This window comes from Pseudomonas azadiae (assembly GCF_019145355.1).
Lineage (GTDB): Bacteria > Pseudomonadota > Gammaproteobacteria > Pseudomonadales > Pseudomonadaceae > Aquipseudomonas > Aquipseudomonas azadiae.
Window position 1 is genome coordinate 1598122 of the sequence record NZ_JAHSTY010000001.1, and the last position, 20992, is coordinate 1619113.

At 59.8% G+C, this 20992-nt stretch carries 9 protein-coding genes; 8 read left to right on the forward strand and 1 reads right to left on the reverse strand.

Going from position 1 to position 20992, the window contains the following annotated elements:
- The first annotated feature begins 9 nt into the window (after nt 1-9).
- From KVG91_RS07240 to KVG91_RS07275, 8 genes are all read left to right on the forward strand, one after another.
- Entirely contained in the window at nt 10-4860 is a 4851-nt protein-coding gene (locus KVG91_RS07240; RefSeq protein ID WP_169377401.1) for a Tc toxin subunit A-related protein, read from the forward strand.
- A complete protein-coding gene (locus KVG91_RS07245; protein ID WP_169377400.1) occupies nt 4857-9425 on the forward strand; it encodes a SpvB/TcaC N-terminal domain-containing protein in 4569 nt (1522 codons plus the stop codon). The genes KVG91_RS07240 and KVG91_RS07245 overlap by 4 nt, the downstream gene beginning before the upstream one ends.
- Nucleotides 9426-9429: 4 nt before the next feature.
- On the forward strand, nt 9430-12228 hold the full coding sequence (locus KVG91_RS07250; RefSeq protein WP_169377399.1) for an RHS repeat-associated core domain-containing protein: 2799 nt from the start codon (nt 9430-9432) through the stop codon (nt 12226-12228).
- Nucleotides 12229-12232: 4 nt separating this feature from the next.
- The gene (locus KVG91_RS07255; protein ID WP_169377398.1) at nt 12233-15076 is read left to right on the forward strand and encodes an RHS repeat-associated core domain-containing protein; all 2844 of its coding nucleotides are present in this window, start codon (nt 12233-12235) and stop codon (nt 15074-15076) included.
- Between the two features lie 47 nt (nt 15077-15123).
- Entirely contained in the window at nt 15124-16890 is a 1767-nt protein-coding gene (locus KVG91_RS07260; RefSeq protein ID WP_169377397.1) for a sensor histidine kinase, read from the forward strand.
- A complete protein-coding gene (locus KVG91_RS07265; protein ID WP_169377396.1) occupies nt 16884-18218 on the forward strand; it encodes a sigma-54-dependent transcriptional regulator in 1335 nt (444 codons plus the stop codon). The genes KVG91_RS07260 and KVG91_RS07265 overlap by 7 nt, the downstream gene beginning before the upstream one ends.
- Before the next feature lie 262 nt (nt 18219-18480).
- Nucleotides 18481-19800, forward strand: a complete 1320-nt coding sequence (locus KVG91_RS07270) for an MFS transporter (protein ID WP_169377395.1) — start codon at nt 18481-18483, stop codon at nt 19798-19800.
- A gap of 150 nt (nt 19801-19950) precedes the next feature.
- Entirely contained in the window at nt 19951-20583 is a 633-nt protein-coding gene (locus KVG91_RS07275) for a flavin reductase family protein (protein WP_076949787.1), read from the forward strand.
- 124 nt (nt 20584-20707) lie between these two features.
- Here the strand turns inward: KVG91_RS07275 and KVG91_RS07280 are convergent, their stop codons facing one another.
- Nucleotides 20708-20986 carry a hypothetical protein gene (locus KVG91_RS07280; protein WP_169377394.1) on the reverse strand — a complete coding sequence of 93 codons (279 nt, stop codon included), beginning with the start codon at nt 20984-20986 and terminating at the stop codon, nt 20708-20710.
- Nucleotides 20987-20992 lie beyond the last annotated feature (6 nt).

Here is a 20992-nt window from a genome sequence, read left to right on the forward strand (position 1 = left end):
GGAGCAATGATGACGACCTTTTTCGACGCACCTCTCAATGAATCCCTGCGAGACGCGATGCTTGCATTGTATTTGCACGAAGCCGTGCCCAACGATGCGTACCTTATTCAGCAAAACATGGTTGACCGCATCCAGACCCCTGCCGACCTCTACGAATACTGGTTGCTGGATGTTCTGGTTAGCCAAAACGTGCCCACCAGCCCGGTCGCCTGCGCCATCGCCAGCGTGCAGCAACTGGTCAACAGCCTCATGCTGAATATGGAGCCCGGTTACAGTGACGACAGCCTGAGCCCGGAACAACTCCATACCTGGCAGGCAGGCTTGAATCGCTACTCGACCTGGACCGCACTCCAACAGTTGCACAACTTTCCGGATACCTATCTGGACCCCACGTTGCGCTTAACCAAGACCGAACACTTCGCGCAGCTGGAAGACGACATCACACAGGCGCGCATCGAGCCACAAACCATTCAGGCAGCAGTACTGGGCTACCTGGCCCGGTTCGAAGAAGTGGCCAACCTGCGCATTTGCAATGCCTATATCGACGGCGAGGACTTCGCCAACAGCACCTATCATTTCGTCGCACGGTCGCCTGCGGAAAATGCGGTCTATTGGCGCACACTGGACATGCGTGAGCGGCCGCTGATTGCTCCGGCAGAGCAACCCGGCAAGATGCCGCCTAAATACGACAAGCCGTTACCCCATGCGTGGACAGATTGGCAAAGAGCCAATGTGCCCATTTCCGACAAAATCCTGGAACATACCATTCGGCCGTGCTGGTTCAATAACCGATTGTTCGTGGTCTGGGCACAGGTGGAATTTTCCGAAACCAATACCTTGCCCGCCGAAGAACGCGCGCCCCGTCTACAGGACAGTGTGAAGGCCTATCCTCTATTCCGTCTCTACGCCAGCTATATGAAATACAACGGCAGTTGGAGCACCCCAAGAGTTTACGTGGAGCACTACTGCAAGACTGAGACACTGGTGGCGAAGACGCCGGACGAGATCGCCGCGCAAACCCATACCGTCGCTGTATACGACCACTCCACCTCACCCGAGTCACTGTTTTTGATGGTCTACAGCGGCTACCGAAAAGACGACGATGAGACCGGCGATAAAGACCAGTACGACTTCCTAAGAACCGTGCGCATCGACAAAAATTTCGAGGTCACCTCGCTGTTCCCCGTCAATGCCGTGGTTCCCGATATTGCCCCCGGTACAGAGCAGGAAGATTCCAACGACAGCCGGGCGCATGTGTTGCTGATCGGTCACCTGTTTGCCAGTGACCTTAAAAATGAGCATCGCTGCCAGTTCTGGTTGCCGTCCAGCGTACCTGTTTTTGGCTCCGTCGTAGACGGCGCGCCGGCAGCGCCGTCGGATATGTGGAACTACAACGGCTGGCAATCGCGGATCAAAACGCTTGAGAAAGACCTCGATATCGTTTACGACCGAGACAGTTCCAACATCGAGTTGACACTCACGCTTGGCGAGGGGTTCGACAACATCCGAACGGAGCTGCTCTCATTTTATGAAGACGATGCGAAAACCCGCGAGCGGTTGACCCTGGTACTGATCTTCGATCTAGGCAGTCTGCATAAAGGCGCCTGTACGTTATTGCCGGGATCAATGTTGCTGCCCAAAGGCAATGATTTTTTCGTCCAGCCCGCCGCTACATATGAAATGGTCGTCGTGGGCAGTTATTTGGCTGGGAAACTGATTCTCGAACATACCGGAACGTCCAAATTTTCGGTGCCTTCGACAGCGGCGGGAGAATACGCCTCGCTGGAAGGCAAAAGAGTCAAGTTGCATTTGCTCGCAGAGCTGGGTAAGGCCCAAGCGGGCTTTGTTCGTCATTCGCCGAATGGAAAGCTTGTGTTCAGCAATAACATTAATCGCACCACCTCGGGTCCCTTCAGCTACAGGATGTTCATCGGTCATCCTTTGGACGTCCAGGCGACGACCCCAGCGATGAAATTTGAGCAAATAAGCACGCTCTATCTGAGCAATATTGTGTCCCGCCTGAGCAAGGACTCGGTGACACGCTACGCCTTCTCCATCGACCAGTCGACTTATCAACCGGATGGATGGCCGGTGCAATGGCCATCGGAACAAAGTGAGCTGGAAATCCCGCTTATTTATGGCGTGTTGATTTATGAGACCCGCGCATCGCTCTTACCCATCCAGCCAACATTGGTGGGCGGCGCATTAAAAACCGCAACGTTCACGTGGGGCGCCGAACTCGGTACGCAGTTACAAATTGCGCCCAGCATTAACAGCTTGCTGGACCCGTCCCAGGGCAATAGCCGGTCGTTGGGCAAAGCGCAATTTATCGACTTTACGGGTTCAAGCATCCAGTTCAGTGACGTTCGCCATCCAACGGGCACGTTCCGGGCGCCGATCCGCATGAACACCACGTTCGTGAGGCACCTGATCGAACTGGCAGACAACGGTATGGACGCGCTGCTCAGTTGGGACACCCAGCACTTGCCCGAGCCTGCCATTGAACCCAATCAAGGACTGGAGCCCATGGACTTTACAGGAGGCTACTACCTGTACTTCCTGGAGCTCTTTCTGTACTTGCCGTGGCTGGTGGCCCACCGTCTCAATCAAGAACAGCAGTACGCCGAAGCCAAGCGTTGGCTGGCGTTTGTCTTCGACCCCTCCAGGCAAAGCAACACGTCGGGCCACCCCGGTTACTGGCAGTCAGTCCCTCTGGAAGAGAGCATCTGGCCGTTGCCGTCAGACCCCAGCCAGGCGGTTATGTATCCAGACGATCCACACCGAATTGCACTGGCCTTTCCTGTGCACTTTCGCAAAGCCTTGTACGGGCTCTACATCGACATCGAACTTAACCAGGGCGATGCGGCGTATCAGGAATTAACCCCGGACGGCCTGGCGGAGGCCAAGTTGCGTTACACCCACGTGCTCGACTTGCTGGGCCCGCGCCCGGATGTCCGGCAAGCCGATCACTGGACGCCCATCACGCTGGAGACGCTGACCACAACGAATAATCCCCATCTGCGCGCGTTCGAGCAGCGACTGATTACCACCCAGGCGCAGTTGGAACGCTCCCCACCCCAGCGCCTCGGCCCGCCGCCCTCCTCACCGGTTGCCCCGCTGCTGTGTCTGCGCCCCTCCAAGCGCGATTCGTCACTGTCGAGCATTAACAACCCGTACCTGCGCAAGCCTTTCAACCCCGAACTCATCCGACGCTGGAATCAGGCGGAAAACCGCCTGTACAACCTGCGACATAACCTGGACATTGCCGGTAACCCACTGAACCTGCCGTTGTTTGCGGCACCGGCAGACCCGCGTGCCTTGCTGAGCATGCAAGCTCAAGGGCTATCCGGCAACGGAATGAGTCGCTTGCTGAGTCCGCAGATTCCTCATTACCGTTTCAGCTTCATGTTTGCCTTGGCGCAAAACGCGGTGCAAAGCGTGATTCAGTTCGGTTCGACGCTGCTGTCGCTGATTGAGCGCAAAGAGCAGGCTCAGTATCTGGAACTGCAGCAGCAGCAGGCTTGGGGCCTGGCGAAGATCGCGCTGGATATTCAAGCCCAGGCAGTCAGCACCGACGAAGCCAACGAGCAAGCGCTCCTGGCCACCCAAGCCATCATCCAGGGCCGCATCGACTATTACGAAGGGTTGCTCCATGAAGGTGTGACTGCTGCGGAGAAAAAGGCAAGTGCCTTGCATCTCAACGCACGCATGGCCGAGGCCGCCGCCAGCATGCTGGGCTTATACGCCGAAACGCTCAAAGTACCGCCGAACATGTACGGCATGGTCGTCGGCGGTCAACGCCTGGAAGGGACCGTGCAGGCGCCCATGTATCTTCTGCAAGCGTCTGCAACCGTACAGCACGGGGCTGCCGAAACCCTGAGCACCCATGAGCAATACCGGCGACGTTACCAGGAGTGGACACATGCACGTGACCAGGCCAAACGTGAAGCAGAGCAGTGCACGGCGCAAATAGCCGCGTTGCAAGCCCAGCACACGGCTACCCGCCTTCAGGTTCGCCAGGCACAAGCCGCGCTGGATTCGGCCCGCCAGACCCACGATTTTCTGCTGAGCAACAATCGGTTCAGCCGATCGCAGACCTACGAATGGCTCAACAGCAAGTTTTCCAACTTCTATTACACCGCGTTTAACAACGCGCAATCCTTGTGTCAGTCAGCCGAAGCCTGCTGGCAATATGAAATGGGCCAGTTCAACCAAACTTTCGTACATCCGGGCGCATGGAACAGCAGCTACCGTGGCTTGGGCGCCGGCGAAACGCTTAACATGAACCTGCAACAGATGTACCGCGAATACGTCCAGCAGCACCGGCGTGATCTGGAAATCCGCAAAACCGTGTCATTGCGAGACCTCAAGGCCAAGGATGGCGCCTCCACCGTGAATAAAACCTGGGAACAGATCAAGCAGGCTTTGCAGGCAGGGCGCTGTGAGTTCGAATTGACGCAGGCGATGTTTGACGCTGACTACACGGGCCAACAGCACTATCTGCGCCGGATCAAGACCGTCAGCGTATCGTTCCCTGCCCTGCTGGGGCCGTATCAGGATCTCTGCGTTTTGCTGACCCAACTTTCCAGCAAGGTCGAAATGTCCGCGACATCGGGAGCCAACACCAAGGTCAATCTAAGGGCGCAACAGCAGATCGCGTTGTCCCACGGGCTCAACGATGACGGCCAGTTCCAATACAACTATCAGGACGAACGCTACCTGCCTTTCGAATACACCGGTGCGGTTTCACACTGGAGCCTGACGATCCCTAACCCTCAAGCCGCGCAGTCGATCATCGACTCACTGCAAGACGTCATCATCCACCTCAGCTACACCGCGCGATCGAGTGCAGGCTTATGAACCCGCCACCCCCCCTGCACATCGACCCTCCCGCCCTGCCCAAGATGGGCGGTGCAATCCAGAGCATCGGAAAAGGTTGGGCACCTGTGGGCACCCGTGGCGAGGCCAGCCAAAGCATTGCCTTACCCATTTCCCCCGGCCGGGGTTACGCGCCGAAGCTCTGGCTGGCCTACGCCAGCCAGAGCGGCAACAGCACATTCGGCATGGGCTGGGGGTTACCGCAGCATGAGATTTCGCTGCGCACATCACAGGGAACGCCACGGTATGACGGCAGTGATCAGATCATGGGGCCCAGCGGCGATGTGTGGATGCCTGAGCGGTCCGAGGACGGCGCGCTCATTGCCAGGCAGGCCTCAAGCTACCGGGGTGAAAGCCTCGGCACGCAATACCAGATAGTGCGCCACTGGCCCAGGGTGGAAGGCGACCATGCGCTGATCGAGCATTGGTCCGCCCCAAGCGATCTCGCCGGATTTTGGCTGGTTCATTCGTCGGATGGCAGCTTGCATATCTACGGCAAAACCCGAGAGTCACGCAGGTTCAATACACAAAACCCGGACCAGGTGGGGGCCTGGTTGCTTTGCGAAAGCATGGACGCCAGCGCCCAACATATCGTCTACGAGTATATGGCCGAGACGGACGTTCCCGCGCCGCCGCAACTGCGCGACTATCGCTCGCAGCGTTATCTCAAGCGCGTGTGTTATGGCAATAGCATTGCCTTCCCACATCTTTATGCATGGAAGGAAAACAGTTGGAAGAACCAGCTCTGGCATTTTCAACTGGTCTTCGATTACGCCCAGCGCAGTACCGACCTGCAAGTCCCCCCCAGTTACGCGCAAAGCCAGGTTTGGCAAACACGCAGCGATCCGTTCTGGAACTATGCCTACGGTTTTGAACTGGGCACTCGGCGCCTGTGCCGACAGGTGCTGATGTTTCATCACTTCCCTGATGACCTGGGGCCAATACCGGTACTGACTCAACGACTTTTGCTGGAGTACCGACAAAGTTCGCTCGGTTATAGCCTGCTGAGCGCATTTCACGTCCAGGCCTATGACAGCCTCGGCCAGGTGGAAAGTCGGCCACCGACGGAATATCACTACAACGAATTTACCCTGCATGGCGCACAGTGGAAACCGCTTGCCGCACCCGATGACACGCCAGAATTGCACCTGGTTGATCTCTACGGCGAAGGACTGCCGGGGATGCTTTACCGAGTCGAAGGTGCCTGGTACTACCGCGAACCGCTGCGTGATACAGCCGCAAGCGACGCAGTGAGCTACAGCCCGTGGCAAAGACTGGAGCGCACTCCTGTAGCGAACAGCCGCCAGCGGTGGTACCAGTCGCTGACCGATCTGACGGGTAACGGAAAACTCGACTGGGTGATAGCAGCCCCGGGACTGAAGGGCTTTTTCACCCTTTCCCCAAACCGCGAGTGGTCGAACTTCGTGCCCTTCGAAGCGCTTCCCAACGAACTGCTTGAGCCGTCGGCTCAGATGGCAGACCTGATCGGCACGGGGCTGAGCGACATCACGTTGATCGGCCCACGTAGCGTGCGGCTGTACGCCAACCAGCGCGACGCCGGGTTCGCCCGGGGCATCGATGTGCCTCACCCGGCCGATTCAGACAGCCGGGATGAACTGCCCATATTCAGCGACAGTCAGACCGAGCTGGTGGCGTTCAGCGATTTGTTGGGTTGCGCGAGCGTGCAGTTGGTGCGTATCCGAAGTAATGAAATCAAATGCTGGCCGAGCCTGGGTGGCGGGCGCTTCGGCGACGGTTTTGTATGGTCCGCACTGCCTTTCGCGTCCGAGACCTTCAATGCATCACAGGTCCTTCTCGCCGACCTGGATGGCAGCGGTGCGGCAGACCTGCTCTACCTGACCTACGACGCCATCCTGGTGTTCATGAACCAGGCCGGGAACGGCTACCCCGCAACGCCCTCCGAGCTGCCCTGGCCCGCCGGCATGCGCTATGACCGATCCTGCCAGGTCAGCACAGCGGACCTGTATGGCAGTGGTCGCAGCAGCCTGATCGTATCCTCCCCTCTTCTCACTCCCCGGCACTGGCACCTCGACCTCAACGGCGCCAAGCCTTATCTGATGAACGCCAGCTGCAACAATATGGGCTCCAGCACGCAGTTGATTTACCGCAGCTCGGCTCAGGAATGGCTCGACGAAAAACAGGCACCGCGCGTTGCAGGCAGCCTGCCGCCGGTGGCGCGCCTGCCGCTGGTGGTGCAACTGGTCAAACAGTTGGTACTGATTGACGAGGTCACTGAAAATCGCTTGACCCAGACGTTCACCTATCGCGAAGGTTATCACGATGGGGTTGAACGAGAGTTTCGCGGCTTTGGGCTGTTGCTGCAGGGCGATACCGAAGCCTCGGAAGCCGAACGTGCGCAGACAGGTTTCAGCGCTCCGGTGTTGACTAAAACATGGTTCCATACTGGCGAAAGCATCGACCGAGGCACTCAGGGCTTCAGTGCCCACGACCCGTTGGTCAGTCCTCTGAAGCCGACATTACTGCACAATGACCAGGCCATGGTCACCGACCCGCTGCTCGCGCGCGATATAGCGCGCAGCTTGAGCGGCCGAACGCTGCGCACCGAAGTGTCAAACGCCGACGACCTGCCCGCCGATGCCGTTCCCTATACTGTCGTTGACTACCGCTACCGGGTCAGCGTACAGCGCCCCCGAGGCAATAATCAGCCCTACGCGATAGTAATGCCACTCGTGGTGGAAACACGCAGCTATCAGTATGAACCGCAGATTCCGGATGATCCGCTCTGCCAACATGCGTTGAGCCTGGAGTGGGATCAATTTGGCAATGCCACACGCACCATGACCGTGCACTATCCCCGGCGCAAGGTCGTCGACGATGCACCGCCCTTCAGCGACCAACATCAGCGACGCTGGTGGCGGGACGCTCACGACGAAGCTCAGCAAACCTGGCATTTGCAGCAGGACAAAGCGCAATTTATCCACCACCAGGGAGCCGAACACGCCGACGTCGAAGCCTGGCGCCTGAACCTGCCCTACTTGCAGCGCAGCAACTTTCTGACGCTGGAAAAAGCAGCGTTGGCCCCCGAGGACATCAGCCATGAAAACGTGCTGCATTGGAGCCGGGACGACGGCGAATGGGCGAATCTGTCAGTGCTCGGTGGCTTGTCCCGACAGTTCTACATGGACCCGTCCAACGCTCAAGTCCTCCCTGCGGGCAGGTCGACATTCGAGGCACTGACGGCCTACCACGAACACGCCGAGCTGGACGCAACCGCCCTGCAAGCCTTTGACCGACTCAAGGACGCCGACAACGCCTTCGACCTGATGGCCTTGCTCCAATCGCCACAAGCCGGTTACCACATCATGGACCTGTTCCTGCCTACCGTTGCAAAGCTGCCCGCCAGCAATGACGCGAAGAACTATTTGTGGTCTCTGCAAACCGGATTCCCGATCTATGCCAGCGGGTTTCATCACCTGCTCAGCTACCGCGAAACCCGCAGCCATGGCGAAACCCGCTTCACCTACGATAAGTATCAATGCCTGGTCACTGAGGTGCGCTTGCCGGATGGGTGTACCACTCGCACCCTCGACATCGACTATCGCACCCTGCTGCCCACCACTATCGAAGACCCCAATCGCAATATCCAGCAAGCGCGTTACAGCGCTTTCGGCGAACCGTACATTACCACCTTCCATGGCACCGAGCGGGGTGTCGCCACAGGTTTTCAGGCGCTTGAACGCTACGAGGCGCCGCCGGACCGAACCCCGGCCACCGCACTGGCGAACAAGGAGAGCGCTATTGGCAAGTTCGCCAGCGCCGGGTTCTGGGACCTGTTCTGCTGGATGGGGCAAATCCCCGATTCACTCCCCCACACTTCCGAGTGGCGCGCATGGGCCATCGAAGCGGGCTTTATTTTGCCCAGCGGGCATTTTTACGACCGGGCCCGCCGCTACCTGGACAATGTGCAGACCCTTAGCGTCAATGAGCAGGCGCTCAAACGCTATATTCACGCGGCACGCCGGGAACCGGTGAACACCTTGACCCTGGTGTCGGATCAGTACCCCGATACCCCGGGGCAGAGGGCGCAGATTCGCGCGACCATCACCTGCCTGGATGGCTTTGGTCGACACCTGCAAACCAAGCGGGAAGTCGAACGGGGCGCGGCCTGGTTGGTCGATGACCAAGGCCAATTGCTACTCAACCCCGACGGCACTCCCCAAGTCGCAGAAGTGCCACGGCGCTGGTGGGTGAGCCAACCCGTCGAATACAACAACAAGGGGTTGCCGGTGCGGGAATACCGATCCTATTTCGCCGACCGGTGGAGTTATATTGATGATCGGTCGATGCGCGCACACGCCCTGCACGACCAACATTTTTACGATGCCCGGGGCCGTCTTGTCAGCACCCTGCTGGCCAAAACAATGCTGCAAGGGGATCCGCCGCAGCAACGGCCTCTGCGCCGGGAGATTTGGTATTGGCTCTGGAACAACGTGATGTTCGATGAAAACGACTTGTTCGATGCCCCGCCAACCAAACAGCGGCAACCCCGCGAACTCAAGCGCTAGCGCCATGAACATCGCTACCCCCAGTCTCAGCGTGGTCGACAGTCGCGGCTTGAACGTCAGGCAGGTGCAGTACTGCCGACTGCCCCATGACACGCTTAGCCAGACGCGCATTCATCGCCGACGCTTCGACGCCGCCGGGCAGTTGGCCGCGGAGCAAGACCCACGCCTACCGGCAGGCGCACCCAATCAGACCAATCGCTACAGCCTCAACGGTGCGCGCCTGCTGAGCCAGAATGTCGACGCCGGCTGGCAACTGCACCTATTGAGTGAAGCACGGCAGGTGCTGCACCACTGGGATCAGCGCGGCAGTCATTGGCAGAACGAATACGATACGCAACTGCGCCCCGTCGCCTGCCATCAAACCGCGCGGTCCCAACCCCGCAGAACCATTGAGCGACTGGTCTACGGTGATAATTCACCACAGTCGGCCGCCCATAATCAGTGTGGGCAGGTAATCCATCACTATGATCCAGCCGGTTTACTCAACACCCCCGACTACGCATTGACCCGCGCACCGCTGAGCCAGTCGCGCAGCTTCCTCCTGACACTGGACCCGGTGGACTGGGCTGGTGACCTCAAGGCAGCACGCAGCGCTCTGGAACCGACGCCTTATACGACCCACTGGCAATACAACGCCATGAATCAAGTGATTGTACAAACCGATGCCAAAGGCCATCGCCAGTTCTATGCACTCAACATCGCCGGCCAGCTCAAACGCTTATCCCTGCAACTCAAGCACGCCGCTGCCGCGCGCATCATCGTCGACGATTTGCACTACGATGCCTTGGATCGGCAGCAAGGGCATACGGCAGGCAATGGAGTAGTCAACCGTCTGACCTTCCACCCTGCCGACGGACGGATAATGCACCTGTCCTCGAAGAAAGATCATCAGCGCCTGCAGGACATGAGCTACGACTACGACCCGGTCGGCAATGTGATTGCCGTGGACGACGCTACTCAAGGCGCACGGCACATCGCCAATCGACGCGTCGAGGGCGTGCGTTACTTTACCTACGACAGTCTCAGACAATTGATCACTGCGACCGGCCTTGAAGCCGTGGGTGCCACCACCCAGCCGCAGTTGCCCACGCTCATCACACCCATTGATCTCACGCGGCGCAGCCACTATACCCGGCATTACACCTATGACAACGGCGGTAACCTTATCAAGCTGGTGCACACCAGCCCGGTCGCCGGGCAGGGTCACACCTGTGTCACCACGATCGACCCGGCCAGCAATCGCGCCGTCAGTTGGACGCGAGGTGATGCGCCGGCAAACGCATTCGACTATGACGCCGGCGGTAATGTGCAAACACTGCAACCCGGCGTCCACCCCTTGCTCTGGACCCCCCGCGACCAGCTTCACCGCGTTACCCTGCTGCAACGCCCGCAAGGCGAAGATGATTTTGAACAGTACGACTATGACAGCCAGGGAATGCGCTTGCGCAAATGGCACAGTGCTCAGGCTGCATCCAGCACCCGCCTGCACAAACAGCACTACGTGCCTGACCTCGAAGTGCACACTGAGCAAGGCCACGAAGTACTGCATGTGATCACCCTGCAGGCAGGCACCAGCCAGGTGCGCTGCCTGCATTGGCCGCAAGTACCACCCGCCGGAGTCGAACAGGATGCCTTGCGCTTTAGCCTCACTGACCATCAGGAGTCCTGCCTGATCGAATTGGACGGTGCCGCGCAGTTGATCAGCCACGAGGACTATTACCCTTATGGCGGAACGGCCTGCTGGGCCGCACGCTCCGAGGTAGACGCCAACGGCAAGACGCACCGCCACAACGGCAAGCAGCGTGACCGCAGTGGCCTCTACTACTACGGTGCGCGCTATTACGCACCCTGGCTGAGTTGCTGGATAAGCCCGGACCCCGGCGGCACGGCAGATGGGCCCAACCTGTATTGCATGGTGCACAACAATCCGATCAACAACGTCGACAAACAAGGGTTGAATACCGACTTCGCCTATTTGATCGGCGGCGCAACGACGTTATTAGGGGCGGGGCTGGCAGCAGCGGCACTCGCCTACTTCAAACAGGCAGCGCCAGCAGCGCAGGAACGCGCGCTCCCCTCGTTGGACTTTGACCTGCACCCCGATGAACTGAAACGCCTTCAAGCATTCAGTAAAAAATTAACCAGCGCCGAGACGCTGCAAGTGCGAAAACTGACCGATGGCTCGGTACTCGCTTACGTGCCTAAAAACCTGCAACACGCCACTGACTTGTCCAACGCCAACGACGCCAGATTGCAAAAACAAGTCGCCAACGGGCTGCCGTCCATCAGACTGCGCGACGCGCCTCCACCGCCCAGCAAAAAAATCGCCGCCCCGGTCGCCTACTCGCCGTTTGAGGTCGGCGCGACGACGACAGTTTCGCGCAAGAAAGCCGAACGCATCGCCGCCGTGGAGGAAGTGGTACAACCGACCGCAAACAGCACCACCAGCGGCCCAAGGGGGGCCAACATCAACACTGACCAGTTTTTTCTCAGCCCGCACTTCCTTGAGTTGGACGAGACCCAACGCGGCAAAATCACCGACGCGCTCGAGGCATTCGCAGGTTCGCTATCGGCTGCTGGCTACCATAAATACGCTCACGATACCGAACAGGATCAAAACATCGCCCACGTGCCCGGCAAACAGAGAACGCTACGCGCCATTCATACACTGGACATCACATCTTTTGAAGGCACCGCTGGCGGACGTGGTGACTGGCGCCTCGTCATGTACCAGATCGACGGAGTGTTTTTCCCGCAGCGCATGGACCGGCATCGAGATATCCTTGCCCGCGCGAGGAGATAGCGCCATGGGCGATTCCCTCGATACGCATACCCCTACGCTCAGAGTGAGCGACAGCCGTGGTTTGGTGGTGAGGGAAGTCGCTTACCTGCGAAGCGTTACGAGCGAGGCGCCGTTACCCCTGTCCACCCGTCAGGTCTTCGATGCGGCGGGCAATGCATTGGAGCAGTGGGATGCGCGCGTGACAACATCCCAACCTGATCTGACCAGCACCTTCAGTCTGTCGGGCCGGACGTTGTTCACCGACCATGTCGACGCCGGGTGGCGCGCCGAACTCTACGCAGACACAGGACAGGTCATCTGCCGATGGGATCAGCGAGGCAGTCGGCAAACCATCGACTATGACTCACTGGGACGTGCGATTGCACACCATGAGCAACGCTGCACCGCCCCCGCCGCCCTCACCGTCGAGCGGCAGTTTTATGCTGACGGTTCAAGCCAATTCGCCCAACACAACCAGTGCGGCCAACGCGTGCGCCATCTTGATCCGGCAGGCAGCCTGGAGGTCAGCGAGTACGCACTGGACAGCGCCGTGTTGCAGGAACAGCGGCGCTACCTCAACACGCTGGATATGCCCGATTGGCCCGCAAGCCTGGAACAGCAGGAAGCCATGCTCGAACCCGGACGCTACGAAACCCAGTGGGGTTATAACGCGACAGGAGATCAAATTGAGCAGACCAATGCTCGACACTATCAGCAACGCAGCCGTCTGAATGTAGCCGGACAACTTGCCGGGCTTCAGCTCATTGCGCCAGGGGACGCCGCGCAAACGTTGGTGCAGACTCTCGACTACGCCGCGAACGGGCAGGTGCAAACCCAGATCGCCGGCAATGGCGTGGTCACATCCTGGCGGTTCGACCCGGCCAACGGACGCCGCACCGAACAACGCTCAGTCAAAGGCTCTGTGCGCCATCAATGCCTGACTTACGATTATGACCCGGTCGGCAATGTCATCCGCGTAACGGACTCGGCACAGGCCAGCGAGTTTTTCTCGGGCCAACGCGTCGAGCCGATACGTACGTTTGCCTACAACACCCGCTACCAACTGATCCGCGCGACCGGTTACGAAAGCACCGGTGCTGGCGCGCAACCGCAGTTGCCTGACTTGATCCCGCTGAGCGACCGCAACCGCCTGCGCAATTACACACAGACCTACGCCTACGATCAGGGTGAAAACCTGACCAGCCTGGTTCATCACAGTGCAACCAGCGGCCAGGGTTACACGCTCACCATGACCATCGCCCCCCTCAGTAATCGCTGCCTGAGTTGGGCCAAGGGCGCGGCGCTTCGCACAACGACCTTCAGCTACGATGCAGACGGCAATCTGCAAATGCTGTACCCCGGTGCGCAGAAGCTGGCGTGGACGCCGCGCAATCAGTTGCAAAGCGTGGTGCTGGTCAGTCGTAAAAATGCAGTCAATGACGACGAGCGCTACGCCTACTGCGCCCAGGGCAATCGTGTGCGCAAGGTACACAGTGCATGGAGCGCAACGCTGATGCACGTCCAAGAAACACGTTATTTGCCAGGCCTGGATATCAAGGCAGTGGGGGGTGACGAACAATGCCACGTCACCAGCCTGCAAACGCCTGCCGGCCCGATCCGTTTTTTGCACTGGGTGCAGGCGCTCCCCCACGGCGTCGAAAACAACCCGTTGCGTTACGGCCTGCACGACCACCTGGGTTCGACTGCACTGGAGCTTTCGGGCGATGCCACAGTCATCACCCATGAAGGCTACTACCCGTTTGGCGGCACGGCCTGGTGGGCAGCGGTTTCCCAAGTACAGGCCGACTGCAAAACCATTCGCTATTCGAACAAGGAGCGCGACCACAGCGGCCTGTACTATTTTGGGGCCAGATACTACGCGCCATGGCTGATGCGTTGGATCAGCCCTGATCCGGCAGGGTCTGTGGATGGACTCAACCTCTATGCCATGCTCAGAAACAATCCAATGAGTTATGTGGACCCCACCGGCCTGGCCAGAAGCCGCCTGGACTACCTGGATCTTGCCGCTGGGCCGGCGCCGGATAGGGTCAGGGAAAGCGCACTGGCGGCGAACAGCTCGCTGGCGGACCATTTCGATACATTCATAGAAGCCACGGATCACATGATGCGCACCGCTGAAAGTTTCGCGGCACACACACGCGGCTTGGGCGGGGCACAAAGGCGCAAAGTCATCGCTGAGAACAACCTCGATCCCAAATCCGATCTGGAATTGCTAAAACCCAAACTGGCGCATGCAGGCTATACCGCGAGTGGACATACGCTAGCGCAAAACCACTTTTACAATTTCCCGGTCAAATCCGTCGGTTTCCCTGGCACCGAATATGTTCGCGCCATGAACGACAAGGAAGTAGCGACGCGCTCAGCCATGCGTAAAAGCATGCCAATACCCGGATTCAAAGGCGCACCAGCACTGCCGATCACCCTCAGCCAGGCCCATCCCCATGTCGAGGTTACTGACTTGGACGCAATGATCGGCGCAGTCAAGAACGTGTATGGCCAAAATCACGTGCAGATGCATCCCTTCACCGAGCAGCGCATAAGAGCCCACGTCAAGGACAGCCACTACTTACTTCCCTACCGAGCGGGAATACCGGGAACCCACGCCGAAGTGCTGGCACAGAACGACCTGCTGCATCGCTTGGACGCCAGCGGCCTAGGCATCGCCACCGCGATGCGCGATGCCGCTATGTACACAGTGAGGATCACGCCACCCAATCGTGAGTTTCCCTCCTGCGATCACTGCAGTGGGATCGTATCTCCACTGATTCATGTCATCACGGGTCTGACCGAGGTTAATCGCCTGACCACAGCGCCCATTGCATCAAGAATCAGACGGCTTTCAATCTGATAAGCCCATGCTATGGTGCGAGCCCATTTCCCGCTCTGCGCCCTAGCATGAAGCCGACCTCCCGTACGCTGCGTTTGACGCTGTATACCTTGCTGATCGTCGCTGGCGCCATTGGCGCAACTGCCTTGGCCACGCGCCATGCCGAACGCCAGGCGTTGGTGGACGACGCCGCCCGCGCCAATCAGCAGCTCGCGCTGTATGCCAATTCGCTGCACACCCTGATCGAACGCTACCGCGCCCTGCCCGCCGTACTGGCGCTGGACTCGGAGATGATCAATGCCTTGAAAGGCCCGCTGGATGCCACCACTCAGGACCTGCTCAACCGCAAGCTGGAACGCATCAATGGCGCAGCACAGTCTTCCACCCTGGAGTTGATGGACCGCACCGGCCTGGCCGTAGCGGCCAGTAACTGGAACTTGCCCAGCAGTTATGTGGGACACAACTACGCGTTCCGTCCGTACTTCAGCCAGACCTTGAGTCAGGGCACCGGGCGGTTTTATGCGGTGGGTGTGACCACCGGCATTCCGGGGTATTTTCTGTCCAGCGCAGTGATGGATGAACATGAGCAATTCCTCGGTGCCATGGTGGTCAAGCTGGAGTTCCCCGAGCTTGAACGCGAGTGGGCCCAGGGCAATGATCTGCTGCTGGTCAGCGATGCGCGGGGCATCGTATTTATCGCCAATCAACCCGGCTGGCGTTATCGCAACCTGCGGCCGTTGTCGGCCGACGACCTCACCGAACTCAAGGCCACGCGCCAATACGACAAGAAACACCTGCAAGCGCTGGAGACGCAGACGCTGCAACGCTTTGACGAAAACAGCCACCTGATGCGCGTCAACGGCCCGGATGGCAACGCCAACTACATCTGGGAATCCCTGCCGTTAAAGGCTGAAGGCTGGACCCTGCACCTGCTGCGCAAACCGCAGTTTGCGTTCGAGGACCAACGCAACGCCGGCCTGGCCGCCGCCGGCTCCTGGCTGGCGCTGGTGTTCCTGGTGCTGTTCCTGACCCAACGTTGGCGCCTGGCCCGCTTGCGTCAGCGCAGTCGCGAGGAGCTTGAACAACTGGTGGAAGAGCGTACCCAGGCACTGCGCACCGCCCAGGACGGCCTGGTGCAATCGGCTAAGCTGGCGGCGCTGGGGCAAATGTCCGCCGCCCTCGCCCACGAGATCAATCAGCCGCTCACGGCTCAGCGCATGCAGCTCGCCACCTTGCGCCTGCTGCTCGATCATGGCCGCGTCGACGACGCCTACAAGGCCATCACGCCGCTGGACGATATGCTCACCCGCATGGCCGCGCTTACCGGCCATCTCAAGACCTTCGCGCGCAAAAGCCCGAGTGGCCTGCGCGAGCGTCTGGATTTGGCCACTGTGGTTGATCAGTCCCTGCAGTTGCTCGATGCGCGCCTGCGCGATGAAGCCATCGGCGTCGTGCTCGACCTGACCCGCCCCGCCTGGGTGCGCGGTGACGCGATCCGCCTGGAACAGGTGCTGATCAACCTGCTGCGCAACGCACTCGACGCCATGGCCGACAAAACGCGCAAGCGCCTGGAGATCCGCCTGCATGCCGATGAGCAACTGTGGCAACTCAGCGTCAGCGACAGCGGCGGCGGGATTGCCGAGGAACACCTGAACAGTGTGTTCGACCCGTTCTTCACCACCAAGCCCGTAGGTGATGGGCTCGGCCTGGGGCTGGCGGTGTCCTACGCTATCGTGCACGAATTGGGCGGCCGCCTGATGGCCGGCAACCGCGGTGACGGCGCGCAATTCATCCTGACCCTGCCTATTGCGCTGGAGACGCCCGACCTATGTTGAACGCAGTGATTGTGGTCGATGACGAAGCCAGCATCCGCACGGCTGTCGAACAGTGGCTGAGCTTGTCGGGGTTCGCGGTGCAGTTGTTCAGCCGTGCCGAGGAATGCCTGGCACAACTGCCCAAGGACTTTCCCGGCGTGATCCTGAGCGACGTGCGCATGCCGGGCCTCAGCGGCCTGGAGCTGCTGGCCGAAGTGCAGCGCCGCGATGCGGACTTGCCGGTGATCCTGCTGACGGGCCACGGCGATGTGCCAATGGCGGTCGAGGCCATGCGCGACGGTGCCTACGATTTCCTGGAAAAACCCTTCAGCCCCGACGCCCTGCTCAACAGCCTGCGCCGCGCGTTGGACAAGCGCGGGCTGATCCTGGAGAACCGCCGCCTGCACCAGCAGGCCGATCATCGCGCGCAGATGGACTCGACCCTTCTGGGTGTGTCCCGGGCGCTGCAGACCCTGCGCCGTCAGGTCCTGGAGTTGGCGGGCTTGCCGGTCAACGTGCTGATTCGTGGCGAGACCGGCAGCGGCAAGGAGCTGGTCGCCCGCTGCCTGCATGACTTCGGCCCACGGGCGAAGAAACACTTTGTGGCGCTCAACTGCGCGGCGATCCCCGAGCAGCTGTTTGAAGCCGAATTGTTCGGCCATGAAAGCGGCGCGTTCACCGGCGCCCAGGGCAAACGCATCGGCAAACTGGAATACGCCCACGGTGGCACGCTATTTCTCGATGAAATCGAAAGCATGCCGCTGGCCCAGCAAGTGAAGCTGCTGCGCGTGTTGCAGGAACAGAAACTGGAACGACTGGGCTCTAACCAGAGCATCCACGTGGACCTGCGCATCATTGCCGCGACCAAGCCGGACTTGCTGGACGAGGCCCGGGCCGGGCGCTTTCGTGAAGACCTGGCCTACCGCTTGAACGTCGCGCAATTGCGCCTGCCGCCCTTGCGTGAGCGCCGCGAAGACATCCCGCTGCTGTTCGACCATTTTGCACAGAGCGCTGCCGAGCGCCTCGGTCGCAACGTCGAGCCCCTGAGCGGTGCGCAACTGGGGCGCCTGCTCAGCCATGATTGGCCGGGCAACGTGCGGGAGTTGGCCAACGTCGCCGAGCGCCAAGTGCTCGGCCTTGGCGAACCGGAACCGGAGGGCGTCGAGGCCGGGCAATCCCTGGCGGCGCAGCAGGAAGCGTTCGAAGCGCATTGCCTTAAAGCCGCGCTGACTCGGCACAAGGGCGATATCAAGGCGGTGCTGGCCGAGCTGCAACTGCCGCGCCGGACGCTTAATGAAAAAATGCAGCGGCATGGGTTGGTGCGGGAGATGTTTCTCCAGCAACCTTGAGGCCGCCATCGCAGGCAAGCCAGCTCCCACTTTTGATTTGTGAAAACCGTCGAATGTGGGAGCTGGCTTGCCTGCGATGGCGCCAGTAGCCATAAGCGGATTTTCGCTCACCACCTGAAAATCATCAGCAACTTTCCGCTCAAAAAAATCCAGCGATCCCTCTATTCCGGGCCTTCAGCCACCTGGCACAGCTCCTGCTATAGCCCAAGCCAGGCAGTGCTCAAGCACGCTCCACAAAAACAATTAGATGAAGGATCCTTCAATGGATAACTCCAACTCCCTGCCCCTGGGGTCGGCGGCTGCGCCGGCAACACCGCGCACTACGTCCAGCCGGATCAAATCGATCTTCAGTGGATCGGTCGGCAACATGGTCGAGTGGTACGACTGGTATGTCTACGCCGCCTTCTCGCTGTACTTCGCCAAGGCTTTCTTCCCGGCCGGCTCTTCCACCGCACAATTGATGAACACCGCCGCCATTTTCGCGGTCGGCTTCCTGATGCGCCCAATTGGCGGCTGGCTGATGGGCATGTATGCCGACTACAAGGGCCGCAAGGCTGCGTTGATGGCTTCGGTGCTGCTGATGTGTTTCGGCTCCCTGCTGATCGCCCTGAGCCCAGGCTATGAGACCATCGGTATCGGCGCACCGATCCTGCTGGTGTTCGCCCGCCTGCTGCAGGGCTTGTCGGTGGGTGGCGAATACGGTACCTCGGCTACGTACCTGAGTGAAATGGCGACCAAGGAACGTCGCGGTTTCTTTTCCAGCTTCCAGTACGTGACCCTCATCTCCGGCCAGCTCATCGCGCTGGCCGTGCTGATCGTGCTGCAGCAAACCCTGACCACCGAACAGCTGTACGCCTGGGGCTGGCGCATCCCGTTCGCCATCGGTGCCCTGTGTGCCGTGGTCGCGTTGTACCTGCGTCGCGGCATGGAAGAAACCGAGTCGTTCACCAAGAAGGAAAAAGCCAAGGAAAGCGCGATGCGCACCTTGATGCGCCACCCCAAGGAGCTGATGACCGTGGTTGGCCTGACCATGGGCGGCACCCTGGCCTTCTACACCTACACCACCTACATGCAGAAATACCTGGTGAACACCGTCGGCATGAGCATTTCCGACTCAACCACCATCTCGGCGGCCACGCTATTTCTGTTCATGTGCCTGCAGCCGCTGGTCGGTGCGCTGTCGGACAAGGTTGGCCGCCGGCCGATCCTGATCGCGTTCGGTATCCTCGGCACGCTTTGCACCGTTCCTATCCTCACCACCTTGCACACCATCCAGACCTGGTGGGGCGCGTTCTTCCTGATCATGGCGGCACTGATCATCGTCAGCGGCTATACCTCGATCAACGCGGTGGTGAAAGCCGAGCTGTTCCCCACCGAAATCCGTGCGTTGGGTGTAGGCCTGCCGTATGCGCTGACCGTATCGATCTTCGGCGGCACCGCTGAATACATCGCGCTGTGGTTCAAGAGCATCGGCATGGAAACCGGCTACTACTGGTATGTCACCGCGTGTATCGCGGTGTCGCTGGTGGTGTATGTGACCATGAAGGACACGCGCAAGCACTCGCGGATCACCACGGACTGAAGGTCTGACGCGGTAAAAATGTGGGAGCGGGCTTGCTCGCGAATGCGGTCTGTCAGTCAAACCATCTGTGACTGATCCACCGCATTCGCGAGCAAGCCCGCTCCCACATTGGATATGATTACTCCCCCGAATTGAGAGCAGACCAGGCCCATGTCCGACGATATCCACTTCTACGAACCCGCCAACGGCCACGGCCTGCCCCATGACCCGTTCAACGCCATCGTCGGTCCCCGGCCGATCGGCTGGATCTCGTCGCACGACAGCGAGGGTCGCCTGAACCTGGCGCCCTACAGCTTCTTCAATGCGTTCAACTACATTCCGCCGATCATCGGGTTTTCCAGTGTCGGGCGCAAAGACAGCCTGAACAACATCGAACAGACCGGCGAATTCGTGTGGAACCTGGCCACCCGTCCGCTGGCCGAGCAGATGAACCAGAGCTGCGCCGCCGTATCGCCCGAGGTGAATGAATTCGAGTTGGCCGGCCTGACGCCGGTGGCCTCGAAAATCATCGGCGTACCGCGCGTGGGCGAGAGCCCGGTGTCGTTCGAGTGCAAGGTCACGCAGATCATCCAGCTGCAGCGTGCCGACAAAGCGCTGGTGCCCAGCTGGCTGGTGCTCGGCGAGGTGGTCGCGGTGCATATTGCCAAGTGGCTGCTCAAGGATGGCATCTACGACACTGCCGCCGCCGAGCCGATCCTGCGTGGCGGCGGCCCGGCGGATTACTTCCAGCTGGGGCCTGAAGCGCTGTTCAAGATGTATCGCCCAGGTGCCACAAAACCCTGACTGCAATGCAGTCAAAACTGTGGGAGCTGGCTTGCCTGCGATAGCATCACCTCGGTTTGGCTGAGCCACCGAGGTGCCTGTATCGCAGGCAAGCCAGCTCCCACATTTGGATCGGCAGCGCTCTTTAGTTGGCGGCAGTGGCCCAGGTCAACTGACCCTCTTCGTCCACATCGACCAATCGCTCCAACTCGACAGCGGCCGCATCATCGGCATCGGAGGCGGTCTTGAACTTCTGCCCGTCAAGGATCTTGTGGAACCGTGGTGCACCCATGCCATCCAGGGGCTTGACGGCGACAGCAGCGCTGTAGCCATCCTCTCCCGGTACGACGGCGGAAACGACTTCGTGCTGGGCAAACTGTTTACGTGCCATGTTGCAGGTCCTGGCCAATGGAAAGTCGGCCATTCTAAA

Coding starts and splice junctions, on each gene's coding strand:
- KVG91_RS07270 (WP_169377395.1), top strand. CDS start 18,481: ATGGATAACTCCAACTCCCTGCCCCTGGGGTCGGCGGCTGCGCCGGCA.
- KVG91_RS07280 (WP_169377394.1), bottom strand. CDS start 20,986: ATGGCCGACTTTCCATTGGCCAGGACCTGCAACATGGCACGTAAACAG.
- KVG91_RS07260 (WP_169377397.1), top strand. CDS start 15,124: ATGAAGCCGACCTCCCGTACGCTGCGTTTGACGCTGTATACCTTGCTG.
- KVG91_RS07255 (WP_169377398.1), top strand. CDS start 12,233: ATGGGCGATTCCCTCGATACGCATACCCCTACGCTCAGAGTGAGCGAC.
- KVG91_RS07265 (WP_169377396.1), top strand. CDS start 16,884: ATGTTGAACGCAGTGATTGTGGTCGATGACGAAGCCAGCATCCGCACG.
- KVG91_RS07245 (WP_169377400.1), top strand. CDS start 4,857: ATGAACCCGCCACCCCCCCTGCACATCGACCCTCCCGCCCTGCCCAAG.
- KVG91_RS07275 (WP_076949787.1), top strand. CDS start 19,951: ATGTCCGACGATATCCACTTCTACGAACCCGCCAACGGCCACGGCCTG.
- KVG91_RS07240 (WP_169377401.1), top strand. CDS start 10: ATGACGACCTTTTTCGACGCACCTCTCAATGAATCCCTGCGAGACGCG.
- KVG91_RS07250 (WP_169377399.1), top strand. CDS start 9,430: ATGAACATCGCTACCCCCAGTCTCAGCGTGGTCGACAGTCGCGGCTTG.